Annotated in this window: 14 protein-coding genes and 1 pseudogene; 8 read left to right on the top strand and 7 right to left on the bottom strand. The window is 46.1% G+C overall.

Annotated features, from left to right (window positions below; all coding sequences use genetic code 11):
• Positions 1-4 precede the first annotated feature (4 nt).
• The 8 genes and pseudogenes from argF (at position 5) to C1H71_RS14830 (ending at position 5,211) form a co-directional block, all read left to right on the top strand.
• A complete protein-coding gene (gene argF, locus C1H71_RS14860; RefSeq protein ID WP_188053326.1) occupies positions 5-919 on the top strand; it encodes an ornithine carbamoyltransferase in 915 nt (304 codons plus the stop codon).
• Positions 920-1,064: 145 nt separating this feature from the next.
• A complete protein-coding gene (gene leuE, locus C1H71_RS14855; protein WP_130107245.1) occupies positions 1,065-1,685 on the top strand; it encodes a leucine efflux protein LeuE in 621 nt (206 codons plus the stop codon).
• A gap of 33 nt (positions 1,686-1,718) precedes the next feature.
• Complete coding sequence (locus C1H71_RS14850; RefSeq protein ID WP_130107244.1) at positions 1,719-2,933, top strand: argininosuccinate synthase; 1,215 nt, start codon at positions 1,719-1,721, stop codon at positions 2,931-2,933.
• 77 nt (positions 2,934-3,010) lie between these two features.
• Complete coding sequence (locus C1H71_RS14845) at positions 3,011-3,232, top strand: DUF2788 domain-containing protein (RefSeq protein WP_130107243.1); 222 nt, start codon at positions 3,011-3,013, stop codon at positions 3,230-3,232.
• Positions 3,233-3,242: 10 nt separating this feature from the next.
• The gene (gene ppnP, locus C1H71_RS14840; protein ID WP_130107242.1) at positions 3,243-3,554 is read left to right on the top strand and encodes a pyrimidine/purine nucleoside phosphorylase; all 312 of its coding nucleotides are present in this window, start codon (positions 3,243-3,245) and stop codon (positions 3,552-3,554) included.
• A gap of 37 nt (positions 3,555-3,591) precedes the next feature.
• The gene (locus tag C1H71_RS14835; protein ID WP_130107241.1) at positions 3,592-4,086 is read left to right on the top strand and encodes a YajQ family cyclic di-GMP-binding protein; all 495 of its coding nucleotides are present in this window, start codon (positions 3,592-3,594) and stop codon (positions 4,084-4,086) included.
• 452 nt (positions 4,087-4,538) lie between these two features.
• Positions 4,539-4,766, top strand: a pseudogene (locus tag C1H71_RS21545) (IS481 family transposase); the annotation flags it as partial.
• A 268-nt stretch (positions 4,767-5,034) separates the two neighbouring features.
• Positions 5,035-5,211 carry a DUF3149 domain-containing protein gene (locus C1H71_RS14830; RefSeq protein ID WP_130107240.1) on the top strand — a complete coding sequence of 59 codons (177 nt, stop codon included), beginning with the start codon at positions 5,035-5,037 and terminating at the stop codon, positions 5,209-5,211.
• Positions 5,212-5,276: 65 nt separating this feature from the next.
• Here C1H71_RS14830 and C1H71_RS14825 read toward each other — a convergent pair whose 3' ends face one another.
• The 7 genes from C1H71_RS14825 to flgK form a co-directional block, all read right to left on the bottom strand.
• Positions 5,277-6,905 (bottom strand): ArnT family glycosyltransferase, encoded by a 1,629-nt coding sequence (locus C1H71_RS14825; protein ID WP_130107239.1) that lies wholly within the window; start codon positions 6,903-6,905, stop codon positions 5,277-5,279.
• Between the two features lie 117 nt (positions 6,906-7,022).
• Positions 7,023-7,280 (bottom strand): type B 50S ribosomal protein L31, encoded by a 258-nt coding sequence (locus C1H71_RS14820; protein ID WP_130107238.1) that lies wholly within the window; start codon positions 7,278-7,280, stop codon positions 7,023-7,025.
• 99 nt (positions 7,281-7,379) lie between these two features.
• Positions 7,380-8,636, bottom strand: coding sequence for a transcription termination factor Rho (gene rho / locus C1H71_RS14815; protein ID WP_130107237.1), 1,257 nt, complete (start codon positions 8,634-8,636; stop codon positions 7,380-7,382).
• 122 nt (positions 8,637-8,758) lie between these two features.
• Complete coding sequence (trxA, locus tag C1H71_RS14810; RefSeq protein WP_130107236.1) at positions 8,759-9,085, bottom strand: thioredoxin TrxA; 327 nt, start codon at positions 9,083-9,085, stop codon at positions 8,759-8,761.
• Between the two features lie 125 nt (positions 9,086-9,210).
• Positions 9,211-10,563, bottom strand: coding sequence for a DNA repair protein RadA (gene radA / locus C1H71_RS14805; RefSeq protein ID WP_130108246.1), 1,353 nt, complete (start codon positions 10,561-10,563; stop codon positions 9,211-9,213).
• Between the two features lie 249 nt (positions 10,564-10,812).
• Complete coding sequence (gene flgL / locus C1H71_RS14800; RefSeq protein ID WP_130107235.1) at positions 10,813-12,273, bottom strand: flagellar hook-associated protein FlgL; 1,461 nt, start codon at positions 12,271-12,273, stop codon at positions 10,813-10,815.
• A gap of 46 nt (positions 12,274-12,319) precedes the next feature.
• The gene (gene flgK / locus C1H71_RS14795; protein WP_130107234.1) at positions 12,320-14,563 is read right to left on the bottom strand and encodes a flagellar hook-associated protein FlgK; all 2,244 of its coding nucleotides are present in this window, start codon (positions 14,561-14,563) and stop codon (positions 12,320-12,322) included.
• Positions 14,564-14,640 lie beyond the last annotated feature (77 nt).

Below are 14,640 nucleotides of genomic sequence, written 5' to 3'. Positions count from 1 at the left end.
CCCTATGCGCCATTATCTGCAATTCACCGATTTCACCCGCGAAGAATACGAATATCTATTCAAACGCGCCGCCATCCTTAAAGCCAAACTGGCCGCGGGCGAGCTATACCAACCGCTAATCGGCAAAGTCTTGGCCATGATTTTTGAAAAATCATCCACTCGAACCCGCGTTTCTTTTGAAGCTGGCATGGCCCAATTCGGCGGCCATGCGATGTTTTTGCAATCTAAAGACACCCAGCTAGGCCGTGGCGAGCCGATCGAAGATGTGGCAAAAGTGATTAGCCGCATGACCAATATCGTCATGGTGCGCACTTTTGAGCAAAGTATTGTCGAGCGCTTTGCTGATAATTCTTTAGTCCCTGTGATTAACGGGCTAACCAATGAATATCATCCTTGCCAAATTTTGGCTGATATTTTTACTTATATCGAAAAAAACGGCTCGATCGAAGGCAAAACTGTAGCTTGGATTGGCGATAGCAATAATATCTCCCGCACTTGGCTGCAAGCGGCGAAAATCTTCAACTTTAAACTCAACCAAGCCTGTCCTCGCGGTTACGAGATGACAGTTTTAGACGGGCAGAAATATGGTATCGAGCATTTCGAAACATTCTACGACCCATACCAAGCCGCACGCGATGCCGATATCGTGACCACCGACGTTTGCACTTCAATGGGATTTGAGCGCGAAACACTGCAACGCCGAAAAGACTTTTTACACTACCGCGTAAGCGAAAAAGTCATGTTACAAGCCAAGGCAAATGCAATGTTTATGCACTGCTTACCCGCACACCGAGGCGAAGAAGTAGACCCTGAAGTGATCGATGGCCCACAATCAGTAGTATGGGATGAAGCAGAAAATCGCATGCATACGCAAAAAGCAGTGATTGAATATCTATTACTCGGTAAAGTAGAGGGCTAAATACTCAAAAACCGTAGAAATAGCTTATTTTCACGCTATTTCTAGCTCTGCCATCTAGGATTACGCTTCTTTTTACGTAATCTCTAGTGGGAGCGAGGAGAAATAAACTTAGCAACAATCTGATCACTTTTGTATGAGTACTTAAATGTTTGGCATTACCGATTTAACGAGCTACCTTCTAGGCACTGTTTTTATTATTTTATTACCGGGCCCAAATTCCATTTTTGCTTTATCCGTAGCAGCCAAGCAAGGCGTGCGCGCGGGTTATGCTGCGGCAGCTGGCATTGTGACGGGTGATCTAATTTTAATGCTACTAGCCAGCGTAGGCGTTGCTTCATTAATGCGTACTCATCCTGAAGCATTTAACTGGGTTCGCTATGCAGGTACCGCGTATTTATCGTGGATGGGCATAAAAATGCTGCTTGCTAAACCGCAAACAGCGAGTGATACCCCAGTAAATATACCGTCTAGCCATATTTATAAGCAGGCGTTATCTATTTCTCTGGTTAATGTGAAAGCCATTTTGTTTTTTATGGCATTCTTCCCCCAGTTTGTGGATCCGACTTATGATCGCGTTCCACTGACTTTTGCAATCCTTGGCATGATCGTTCAAGCCGTAAGTTTGGCTTATCTGACCTTTTTAATCTTTGCTGGTGCTGGCCTTTCTAGGCGACTAGCAGGCAAACAGTGGTTGGGCCGTTGGCTCGCTCGCCTAACTGGTGTACTTTTCATCAGTTTTGGTCTGCGACTTGCGCTCTCTAGCTAATCCATTGCCTTTCCTCCCCCTTGGAGTTCCTACATGTCTGATGTAAAAAAAGCAGTACTTGCCTACTCCGGTGGCCTCGATACCTCGGTGATTTTGAAGTGGTTGCAAGATACCTATCAATGTGAAGTGGTAACCTTTACCGCAGACTTGGGCCAGGGTGAAGAACTAGAACCTGCCCGCCAAAAAGCAGTGCAATTTGGCATTAAACCAGAAAACATTTTTATTGATGATTTGCGCGAAGAATTTGTGCGTGACTTTGTATTCCCAATGTTTCGCGCCAATACGGTTTACGAAGGTGAATACCTGCTGGGCACCTCGATTGCCCGCCCACTGATTGCCAAGCGTCAAATTGAGATTGCTAATTTAACCGGCGCAGATGCCGTAAGCCACGGCGCAACCGGCAAGGGCAATGATCAAGTCCGCTTCGAGCTAGGTTATTACGCACTACGCCCAGACATCAAAGTGATTGCACCATGGCGTGAATGGGATTTAAACAGCCGTGAAAAACTGCTGGATTACGCCGAAAAACACGGTATGGATATCGCCAAGAAAAAGAACGGCGGCAGCCCTTACTCTATGGATGCCAATCTGCTGCATATCTCTTACGAAGGCCAAATGCTGGAAAACCCAGCCGCCGAGCCAGAAGAAGATATGTGGCTATGGTCGGTTAGCCCAGAGCAGGCACCAGATGCAGCTGAGTACGTAGAGCTTGAATACGAAAACGGCGATATCGTCGGCATCGATGGTGTAAAAATGAGCCCTGCCAGCGTGCTGGCTGCATTAAATAAAGTAGGTGGCAAGCATGGCATTGGCCGTCTAGATCTGGTTGAAAACCGTTTTGTTGGTATGAAAAGCCGTGGCTGTTACGAAACCCCTGGCGGCACGATTATGCTCAAGGCACACCGCGCCATTGAATCCATCTGCCTAGACCGCGAAGTGGCTCACCTCAAAGATGAGCTGATGCCAAAATACGCCAGCCTCATTTATAACGGTTACTGGTGGGCACCAGAGCGCCTGATGCTGCAAACCATGATTGATGCCAGCCAAGCTCATGTTAATGGTTGGGTTCGGCTCAAACTCTATAAAGGCAATGTAATTGTAGTGGGCCGTGATTCTAAAGAATCGCTGTTTGATGCCAATATTGCCACCTTTGAAGATGATGGCGGTGCTTATAATCAAGCAGATGCTGCAGGCTTTATTAAACTGAATGCATTACGTATGCGAATTGCCGCGAAGTTACGTAATTAAATTCGCAAGTTACACCTAATCGTCAATAAATAAACAAAGCCGGCAGCTGCCGGCTTTGTGCGTAAAAGGAAACCAGCATGCTAGAGGCGCTGAAAAACATATCGGAGGAAACATTCACCACATTATCAGTGTCCATCCTTTGTACCGCCCTCATTATCTATATGGGCTTTATTATCTACCGCTTGGCTGCAGATTCTAAAGCCGGCAAGTATGGCTCGCTGGTTTTATTTTTTACACTAGGCTTTGGCGTATTCGGGTTTATTGTTAAAACAGTACTGACTGAAATCATTCAAAAGTAATGGAGTTATAATGTCTCAATTTGATAATGTATCTGTTCTGAAGCAGGGCAATGTTTACTTTGATGGCCTATGTGTTTCTCACACCCTTATTTTAGCCAGTGGTGAGAAAAAAACCATTGGCGTGATTCTGCCATCCAAGCTGGTTTTTAATACCGCTGCGGCAGAAATAATGGAAGTTGTTGCTGGTCACTGCCAAGTTAAACTGGCAGGAGAAGCAAATAGCACCGCCTATACTGCCGGCCAAAGCTTTAATGTGCCAGCGAACTCCAGCTTTGTAATTGAAACACTAGAAACACTGCATTATGTTTGTCATTTTTCTTAATTATATTTATTAACTATTTACTTTAAAGGGAAGCAATATGCCTTCTTTCGATATTAGCTCCGAACTCGATATGGTTGCCCTCAAAAACGCCATCGATGCAGTTGATCGTGTGATCAATAATCGCTTTGATTTTAAAGGCACCAGCGCCAAGGTCGAGTTAAACGAAAAAGACGAGACAATCACTTTACACGGTGATTCCAATGCTCAGCTTGATCAAATTAAAGATATCTTATTTCCAGCGCTAGAAAAAAAAGAAGCCGATAGTAGCAAACGCCTTGAAAGTGGCGATGTGCAAAAAATATCTGGCAATAAAGTAAAAATGGAAATGAAGATTAAAGCAGGCATTGATCAAGATTTAGCTAAAAAAATCATTAAATTGATTAAAGATGAAAAATTAAAAGTTCAAACCGCCATTCAAGGTGACGCAGTACGCGTAACGGGTGCCAAGCGTGATATTTTGCAAGAAGTTATTGCTCTTATGAGAAAATCAATTACTGACTTCCCACTGCAATACCAAAATTTCCGCGACTAATTACTTAAAATTAGGGCGGTAGAATAAGTAAATATGGGTTTAAAGCATAATTCATCTATTTACATCATGAAGAAAATAGATAAGAAAGCTAGGGCCTGTTGACGTTTCATTCGCCATTGCGCTGAGTCGGAAAACGGCCAGACACAAGGTATGTGACGAAGGCAATAACGGGTTATTGTTGAGAAGCATAACGCAGTGAATGGCCATTTTCCGGCTCAGCCCTTCGGGTTTAGCCCCAAAGCTGGGCCAAACGCAGCCGTGAATGAAACGTCAATAGACCCTAGCAACCTGTCGGACTTAAGCGATCGTAGCGAGGGAAAGACCGGCTTGAGACTGATTTCGCGGGTTTTTGAGGCGAATAGCTGGCTATTCAACGAGAAAATGCGTGAAATATGGCCAAATCCGGCTTTTCCGTAGTAGATCAGTCTTAAGTCCGACAGGCTGCTAAGGCAACGGCTAGGAAGTGGAAATCGCGTACCGAAACGCAGGATCGCTCACATCGCCCGCATACTTTGCACACCACGCTGACACCTGCGCAAGAAATCATCGTCGTTGAATTGCGTCGACTGCTCTTACTGCCCCTGGATGACATGCTGGTCAATACCCAGGAATTCATCAACCCTCATGCTTCTCGGGCTGGCTTGTATCGCTGCTTTTCACGATATGGGGTGAACAAACTAAAGGACAATGTGGGTGTCTTGGCTGAAAGTGATTGAATCAGATCGTGCAGAAGATCTCTGACTTAGAACAGAAGCCAACTGCGAATAGAAATAGAATGACCCGACATTTACATGAACTACATGGTCTTATTTGAGCAAGGGGCATAATCAGGTAAAATTTATAAATACCACGTATTTACGCAATACACCTACATACCTTGATACAAATCAAATCCTCATCCCCCATTCTTCTTTTATATTAGGTCTATATAAAAGCAAGGAGATCAAGATGGAAAACACACCACTACAAGCGCTGTTTACTTCTGACATTGGTTTATTGAGTCTATTTACTATCTTGTTTGTTTTAAGCATGGCTGTGTATATATTTTTCTATGTGCGCCGCAAGGTGATAGAAGATACTGCGGCTAATGCGACTAAAAAAACGACTCACTTAAATATAAAATAAAATCACCTGTCGCTCATGCAGCATGATTAAAACAAGGATCGCTTACATAAAGTAAACGATCTTTTTTACGGCTGAACCTCAATCAATGCAAACGACTCTTTATGTTCGCCCGCGCGGTTGCCACGCCATACCACTGCACTACCAAAAGACTCCCCACCCAGCGTCATTTTCAAATGGCATGCTTCAGCCTTACTTCCCTGTGCAAGGGTAATCCCTGCAAAATACTCAAAAGAAGCCAGTGGTGCAGATGGAATATTGCGCCCATCAATGCATGAGGTTTGCCCTCGCATGGCATCTCGCAAAGAATAAGATACGGCTCGATAGCTTTTTGATGCGTCTAACCATGGCTGCCAGAGGCTAATTAACACCCCCCAAATCAAGGTTACGCCACAAGCCCAATTGGTAACCGCTAAGCGCCCTGGTGGGCGTTTGCGCGAAATCACAACACACCAAATCCCGGTCAAGCAAAGCGCAAATACGATGCCTAGCCAGCTCCATTGTACTTGATAAGCAGGGCTTGCCTCCTTCAGCGCTCTAGCCATACCCGTTGGTATGCCGGTATGCACGGCAAGCCACCCCAGCCACAGCAGACCTGCAAAGAGGCCAAAAGTCATTAAACCAAACCAGTTCAGGGCTTGAGCTGCACCACGGCGTAAATCATCCACTCCACTAGCAGCCAAGATAGAGAGTGGCAATAACACGATCAAAGCATGCGATTCACGCGCGTCCCCCGCTATCACAAACCAAAGCACGTGCATAAGCAGCAACACACTTGGCAACAGCATCTTAGGCTGGTTTAGCTGATGACGATTCGCCCATATCCCCCACACGGCCAAAGGCAATGCTGGCCATGCAAACCAAAGCACAATAGAAAAGAAAAAACCAAACGCATGAAATGCTTTGAAATCAGATAAGCCACCAAATGGGCCTAAAGCATATTTCCCAAGCCACAAATCAAATACAGGCCGCGCATGCTGATAAAGATCAATGGGCCAAATTGCACTTAGCGGAACAGCAATCACTAAAGCGCAAAGAATACTCACTGCATAAGAAGTACTTCGCCAAGGCTTAAATAGAAATAAAAGCAAGGCTGAGCTTAATGCCAAGATAAATTCAGCCCAATTTCCCCCTAGCAATAATAGCAACCATGCCAGCCCTAGAATAAACCCAGCCTTTAGCGGCTGGCGTAGTGCATAGGCGAGCCCATATGCGTGCCAAGAAAAACCTGCCAAGACCAAAATCTGAGGTGATAGATGATGCCCCCAAATAATCAAACCAATACAACCAATCATGGTGATTACAGCAACACGGCCATAACGGCGGCCATATAGCTCACGCCCAGCCAAGCCCAAGCCCCAAAGTGCTAGCGCCATCCAAATACCCGTCGTTAAACGGGCGGCATCATGCACGGCCATTCCTAGTTTTTGTAAAGGCCAAGCAAACAAAGCAGCAGCCCAATAATACAAGGGAGCGCTTTCTAAATAAGGCTGGCCTGCATATTGTGGGATAGACCAATAAGCACCCTGCATAAAGCGCTGAATAACTGCAGCAGTTTCAACTTCATCTGGCTTCCAAGGATCATGACCGATCAAGCCTGGTACAAGCCAAACCAGACACAGAAGCAGGAGTAGCCAAGGCTTTTCTGCCCCAACAGACAGGGGTTCCCGCTCTGCAGGAGGAATATAAGTCAGCATGGTGTTTACCCAAGGCCCAAGGTAGCCCGGTTGTTTTTACCGGATTTTTAAAAACTAATTTTTAAATGCAAAAAAGGCAGCTTGCGGCTGCCTTTTTCAGATACTGCGCAGGAACAATTATTCCTTGCTGCCGTACATGCTGTATTTCTGACGGAACTTGTCGATACGACCGGCAGTGTCCACAATCTTTTGCTTGCCAGTGTAGAACGGATGTGATTCTGAAGAGATATCCAACTTAACCAGCGGGTACTCTTTACCGTCTGTCCAAACAATAGTTTGTTTAGCAGTCAGAGTAGAACGGCTGATAAATTTGAAATCAGCAGCTGTGTCGTGAAATACCACTTCTTTATATTCTGGATGAATGCCGTCTTTCATTTTACTTCCCTTGTTAGCGTGCTGGGGTTGTGCCAACACTAGCCATAAAAACGAGATGATCGCACAAAAGCGCAATTTGAACAAGCTGCGCTTTTGTAATTATCGACGCATCGAATCAAAGAAATCCATATTATTTTTGGTGCCTTTGATTTTATCTAATAAGAATTCCATCGCATCCAAATCATCCATTGGATAAAGTAATTTGCGCAACACCCAAATCTTTTGCAATTGATCTTGCTGAATCAGCAATTCTTCACGACGTGTACCGGAGCGATTTACATTGAGCGCTGGATAAGTGCGTTTTTCTGCCATACGACGATCAAGGTGGATTTCATTATTACCCGTACCCTTGAATTCTTCATAAATCACATCATCCATACGGCTGCCGGTATCGATCAGCGCCGTGGCAATAATCGTTAAACTACCGCCCTCTTCAATATTACGTGCCGCGCCAAAGAAGCGCTTAGGACGCTGCAATGCATTTGCATCCACACCCCCCGTTAATACCTTGCCAGAAGCGGGCACTACGGTATTGTAGGCGCGAGCCAGACGGGTAATCGAATCCAGCAGAATCACCACGTCTTTTTTGTGCTCAACAAGGCGCTTGGCCTTTTCGATAACCATCTCAGCCACTTGTACGTGGCGAGTTGCTGGCTCATCAAAGGTGGAAGAAACCACTTCACCCTTCACTGAGCGCTGCATTTCGGTTACTTCTTCAGGGCGCTCATCAATCAAGAGCACAATCAGCATGACTTCTGGGTGATTGGCACTAATAGCGTGAGCAATATGCTGCAACATCACGGTTTTACCGGTTTTTGGCGGTGCAACTAAGAGTGCGCGCTGCCCTTTACCGATAGGTGCGATCAAATCAATGATGCGGCCGGTGACGTTTTCTTCGGCGCGGATATCGCGCTCAAGATGCAAGCGCTTATTTGGAAATAACGGCGTTAAGTTTTCAAATAAGATTTTATGCTTAGCATTTTCAGGCGATTCACCATTTACTTTATCAACTTTAACTAGAGCAAAATAGCGCTCACCATCCTTAGGCGTTCGAATTTCGCCATCGATGGTGTCACCAGTATGCAGGTTAAAGCGGCGAATTTGACTGGGGCTAACGTAAATATCGTCAGGGCCAGCCAAATACGAGGTATCGGGGCTTCGCAAGAATCCAAAACCATCAGGCAACACTTCTAGCGTTCCATCGCCATAAATGTTTTCGCCTTTCTTGGCTTTTGTTTTTAATATGGCAAAAACCAGATCTTGCTTACGCAGCCGGTTTGCACCGTCAATCTCGCAAGACGTAGCCATATCAACAAGTTCGGAAACGTGGAGGTGTTTTAAATCAGACAGGTGCATAGGAGGGCGCGCTTGAATAAATCGGGAAGGGAAAATTAGAGTTAGAGACTGGGCTGGTCGAAAAGAATATCCGGCTGACCCAGTTGAATTAATACTAGCCTATACGGGTTTAACTAGTACTGTCAAATATTACTATCAATAAATGCAGTTAATTGTGATTTTGACAACGCACCAACCTTAGTTGCCTTCACTGCGCCGTTCACAAACAACATTAGTGTAGGGATACCGCGAATGCCATACTTAGGCGGTGTAGCTTGGTTGTCGTCGATATTAAGCTTAGCTACTTTCAAACGCCCAGCGTATTCAGCACCCACTTCTTCCAAAATAGGAGTAATCATTTTGCACGGACCGCACCATTCAGCCCAGTAATCAACTAAAACAGGGCCTTTTGCTTGCAAAACATCAACATCAAAAGAGGCATCTGTTACCTGTGCGATATGTTCACTCATATTAAATCTCCAGCATGGGGGTAATCAATTGGCTTATCAAATCCTAGACGAAGGATGAAGCAGCCAGCAATGTTTTATTGATGTGGGCCGTACGCTTATTTTTCAAGCCCATTGTACTAGAAAACTTACATTGCCGCGCTAACGGCCTCATCCAAACGATCAACCAAGGTCACGGTCATGCCTTCAATGGCTTGGCGCGGACGATTACCTTTAGGAATAATGGCATGGGTAAAACCCAATTTAGCAGCCTCGCGCAGGCGCTCTTGTCCACGTTGCACGGGCCTCACTTCACCAGCCAACCCCACCTCACCAAACACCACTAATTTTTCTGGCAATGGCCGATTTTTTAGCGAGGAAACAATCGCCAATAAAACAGCCAAATCTGCCGCAGGCTCAGCGATACGCACCCCGCCTACAGCATTAATAAACACATCTTGATCAAATGCAGCAATCCCCGCATGGCGATGCAACACAGCAAGCAGTAAAGCCAAGCGATTTTGCTCCACCCCAACAGCCAAGCGCTTAGGCTGAGGTGAGTGTGCATCATCCACCAAGGCTTGAATCTCCACCAGTAACGGCCGTGTGCCCTCTTGCGTTACCAGCACACAACTACCTGGCACCGGCTCTTTATGCTGGGATAAAAACAGCGCCGAAGGATTTGAAACTTCACGCAAGCCTTTATCCGTCATAGCAAACACGCCTAGCTCATTGACCGCTCCAAAGCGGTTTTTAATGGCTCGGATTAGTCTAAAACTAGAATGCGTATCGCCCTCAAAATACAATACCGCATCAACAATATGCTCAAGCACGCGCGGGCCAGCAATGGCACCATCTTTGGTGACGTGGCCAACCAAGAAAATAGTTGTGCCGGTACGCTTTGCGTAACGCGTAAGCTGGGCTGCGCATTCTCTAACTTGGGCTACGCTACCTGGCGCAGAGGTTAAAGCCTCAGAATAAACGGTTTGGATCGAATCAATTACAGCCACTTGGGGGCCAACTTTTTCTAGGGCAGCTAAAATTTTTTCTAAGCCAATTTCGGCATACAAAGCCACTTTGCCAGCGGGCAAACCTAGGCGTTTAGCCCGCAAAGCAATCTGCTGTGGCGATTCTTCCCCCGATACATACAAAACCGCTCTTGCCGCCGCCAGCAGCGTCATCGCCTGCAAGAGTAGCGTTGATTTGCCGATCCCTGGATCGCCACCAATCAACACCACGCCACCCGGCACTAAGCCACCGCCTAGCACACGATCAAGCTCCGCCATACCGGTAGGGATGCGGGGGATTTCTGCCGCTTCTACATCGCTTAGCTGGTGGATTGCCCCATCAGCAGCCAAAGATTGAAAACGCGTACTGGATGCGGCCTCTGCCACACCTTCTTGCAGCGTATTCCACTCGCCACAACCTGGACATTGCCCCTGCCATTTGGGCGATGCTGTGCCGCAAAGCTGACAAATAAAAGTAGATCGAATTTTAGCCATAAGCCGAATAATACAGGAGTCGACCAAACCCAGCTTGCCCACAAAAAAAACGGCCAAAATAATGGCCGCTTCATTACTCATAATACTAGCAGCCTGTCGGACTTAAGACTGATCTACTACGGAAAAGCCGGATTTGGCCATATTTCACGCATTTTCTCGTTGAATAGCCAGCTATTCGCCTCAAAAACCCACGAAATCTGTCTCAAACCGGTCTTTCCCTCGCCACGATCGCTTAAGTCCGACAGGCTGCTAGTTAATGTACTGAAATAAACTTAAACCTTGCACTTGGGAGAAAGATTTTCGCGATGCCTCAAGCAAGGTCTGCGTTAAGGAGAAATCACTCAATGCAATGGAGTAATCCAAATCCTGTAATTGCGACAAGGTTTGCCCGTACTGCACTTTTAAATCGCCATTGGTGTCTTGTACAGATTGCGTTTCAACCATCTTGGCCCCAAAGCTACCATTTGAGCTCAGTACATTTGTCAACATATTACTGGTATTTTGCAAAACAGCATTAAGTTGATTATGAAAATTAGCCATCCCTGTTGGACTGGTCTGATAGTTATTCAATGCATCAGAAAAGACCTTCATGGTTTGAAAAATATCACCGTTATTTCGGCTTGGATCAACGTTAAATGAATCTAATACGCCACTAGAAACAATCCCTGTTGGGGTGGCACTTGCTCCCAAGGGGCCAATCACCGTACTTGGCTGCCCTGTTACATTCATTTTGATACCGTAATCCCAAGCAGCAACCGGCGGGATTCCCACTGGGTCGGTCGCCAGATTTTTAAACTGAATATCGCCGCCTGGCACATAAGGGCGCGGGTAATTATTTAGCGTACCAGGAATGACTGGCCTTACACCCGCCGTATAATCATACCCATCCACTAATGATTTATTAAAATTAGTGTTTGCAGTCACCCCATCGGCGAGCATCGGCTGATTATCAATCAGGTCATAAGAAATAACCGGCTTACCTGGATTAGCGGGGTCATCTACCGATTGAAACTCAAGCTTAAATTTCTGAGAATGAGCAGGATTATTCCACTTGGTGACATCAACCACTTCACCAGGGCTTACAATACCGCTACCGCTATTACCCGGAGCCACACTATTGGCGGAGCTTACAAAGCTGCCATTGCCGGTACGGCCTGCTTGAAAAATTTGATAACCCGATTCAGAAACGGGAATCTGCCTAGAGCCAGATATTTGCATCAAACGCTGCCCATCATCCCCTGAGTAAGTCACATTACCAAAGGAGGTTTCACTAAAAGGCTGAGTTGAACCCTTAAAGCCAGAAAACAAATAAGCGCCCACACCATCCGTTGCATTGGCAAGGCTCATCATTTCCTTGTATTGGCCCTGCAGCTGAGTATCAATAAGCTTTTTTTCTGCCACAGTTTGCGAAGGATTGCCCGCGCTTACCGCCAAAGAGTAAATATCGTGCAGTAACTCAGTAACTTGATGCAAAGTTGATTCAGAAAGGCGCATTGCCGAATCAGCCGTTTGGCTATTCACGGCATATTGCTTATTGAGCTCTTGAGCTTGAGTTACATCTAATATTTTTGCCGAGGAAATAGGATCATCAGCCGGCGTCAGCACACGGCGACCAGTCGACAATTGATTTTGCAGCTTCGCTTGCACGCTAGAATGACGCTGTAACTCTGCCGCGCCTTGTTTATAAATGGTCGTAGTGGCGATACGCATGCTGTTTATTCCTTATAAATACTGGGCAATAGGGGTGAAACACCTATTAGCCACCAATTCGCACAATGGCATCAAACGCTTGTTGTGCAATTTGAATCACTTTACTGGATGCTTGATAGGCCTGCTGATAGCGCAATAAATTTGCGGCTTCTTCATCCAAATTCACCGCAGAAACCGAATCACGCGAAATCTCAGCCTGTTTAAGCACCTCAGTTTGTGCGGTTGACATGATAGTCACTTCATTGGTTTTTGCGCCAATCACCGCAACCATCTGCCCATAAGCCTCTTGGTAATTAGATTTACCACCATCAATCATTTTACGCGATTGTAGTTCACCCAATTTCAAGGCATTACGGCCATCAGCATCCTGCGAAGTACCAGGATCAATAGAAAATTTATCGCCCGTTGCTGGTTGCCCATCAATTTTTACACTCCAGCCATTAAAAGAAATCAACTGGCCAGCTACAAAGCCTATCGGTGCAGATGTTGTTGCGCCATCGGTCAAGGTATAAGTCGTAGGCGTTGTAAAATTAATCGTTACTGGATTTTTTAAGGCGGGATTAACTGCTGATTGCGTCGTAATGGTTGATGCCGCATCCACTGATACTTGGCTTATTTTACCGGTACCAGTATTCGTACGTTGCGTATTAGAAATAATCGGCACACCCGCAGCAATGGCACGTGGATCTGTCGGCTTAATACTTAAACCACGGCTAAAGCCCGCGTACGGCTGCACTGTAAACCGATCACCCGGCATTGCTGCGCCTTGTGAAAAACTTAAACGTAAACCGTCTACGACAATAGAATTAGCATTATTGGCAAATTGCCCCCCCACTCCACCTGTAATTCTAGTGAGCTGGCCATCTGATTGTCGTGTCACTTGGTAATCAGTGCCATCGTAAAATACTTCGTAATCACTAGCCTGAACTTTGCTTACATCCTCGATATAGCCTCCCAATAAAGGGGGCAGCGCTTGCACGGTGTTATTGCGATTGGAAAGCACATTTCCCACCACTGGCGGCATGCTGACCCCCACCATTTCTCCTGCAGCCATAGAACCAGTCACCACATTCCAAGTCAAACCCAAAACAGAGGTACCGGGACTCGTTTCCATTGCTGCAGCGCTCACACTATTCGCCACGCCATCTGATAAACGCGTCACGATATACTCAGTTCCAAGAGAGAGTGGATTGTAGCTAAGCGAATAATCACTCGCCACACTCTTTACGCCCGTTGGCAGGCTAACACTTGCAAATGCTGTGCTCACGCCTGCAACCGTATGGTTTAGTGACACACTACTCTGCTCATAATCAAAAAAGTTTGTACCCATATTGCCGTACAAATCTTGACCTTGGCGCATCTGGGCATTAAATGTTTGCCCTAGCACCATCGCCATACGCTCAATTGAGTTTTGTGCTAAATCTAATGTTTTGCTGCGATACTCTAGCAGCCCACCTAACTGCCCTCCCGTAAGCATGGTTTCAGGGATCTCGGCATCAATCGCGCCTTGGGTATATACAATCGAAAGCCGTTGTGGATCACTAATCGAAGGCTTTGCCGCAATAGAATACGCCGTGCCACCTACCACTAAGTTTTGACCATTGCCAATAAACACATTGATCGTGCCATCACTTTGTTTAATAGAAGTGGCTTTTACTAGCGTATTTAAATCCAATACCATTTGATCGCGCTGATCTAGCAAATCATTTGGCAATTGCCCACCGCTGGTCGAAATGGCAATTTGGCCATTAATTTGGGCAATTTGTTTAGATAATGCTGCGACATGGTCAGCAGCGCTGACTAAATTACCATTCACGCCTGCACGCATTTCAGAAAGCCGCTGATCAAACACTTGAAATCGATTCACCAAGCCTTGAGCATTACTCATTAAAGATTGACGAGCAGGCAAAGACGCGGGATTGGTGGCCATCCCTTGAACCGCACTAAAAAACGATTGCAGCACCGGTGATACCCCAGCAGCAGGATCGGCCACTAAATTATCGAGCTGCTTAATTTCGGCAAGATAAGTACCGTAATAGCTATCTTGAGAGGTGGATGTTTGAACTTGCTTAGTTAAAAACTCATCATAAGAGCGCTGCACGGTATCCACGCGCACGCCAAGCCCAGTAAAACCGTTACCCGTATATTGAGGGTAAGGTGCACTTTGCTTCACGCTTTGGCGGGAATAGCCTGGAGTATTGGCATTGGCAATATTATGCCCTGCTGTACTCAAGCCTAAGCTTGCCGCGTTTAGGCCACTTAGACCGATACCAAAAACACTGGCTCCCATGATGCAACTCCTTTGCTACTATTTATCGGCACAAACGGCCAATACTTGAAGGCGGAATAAAAAAGCCTATCTGCCAC

It is taken from the genome of Iodobacter fluviatilis, from assembly GCF_004194535.1.
In the GTDB taxonomy this organism is placed as follows: domain Bacteria; phylum Pseudomonadota; class Gammaproteobacteria; order Burkholderiales; family Chitinibacteraceae; genus Iodobacter; species Iodobacter fluviatilis_A.
The sequence above is the reverse complement of the archived record's forward strand: the minus strand, read 5'-3'. Positions and strand labels throughout refer to the sequence as shown.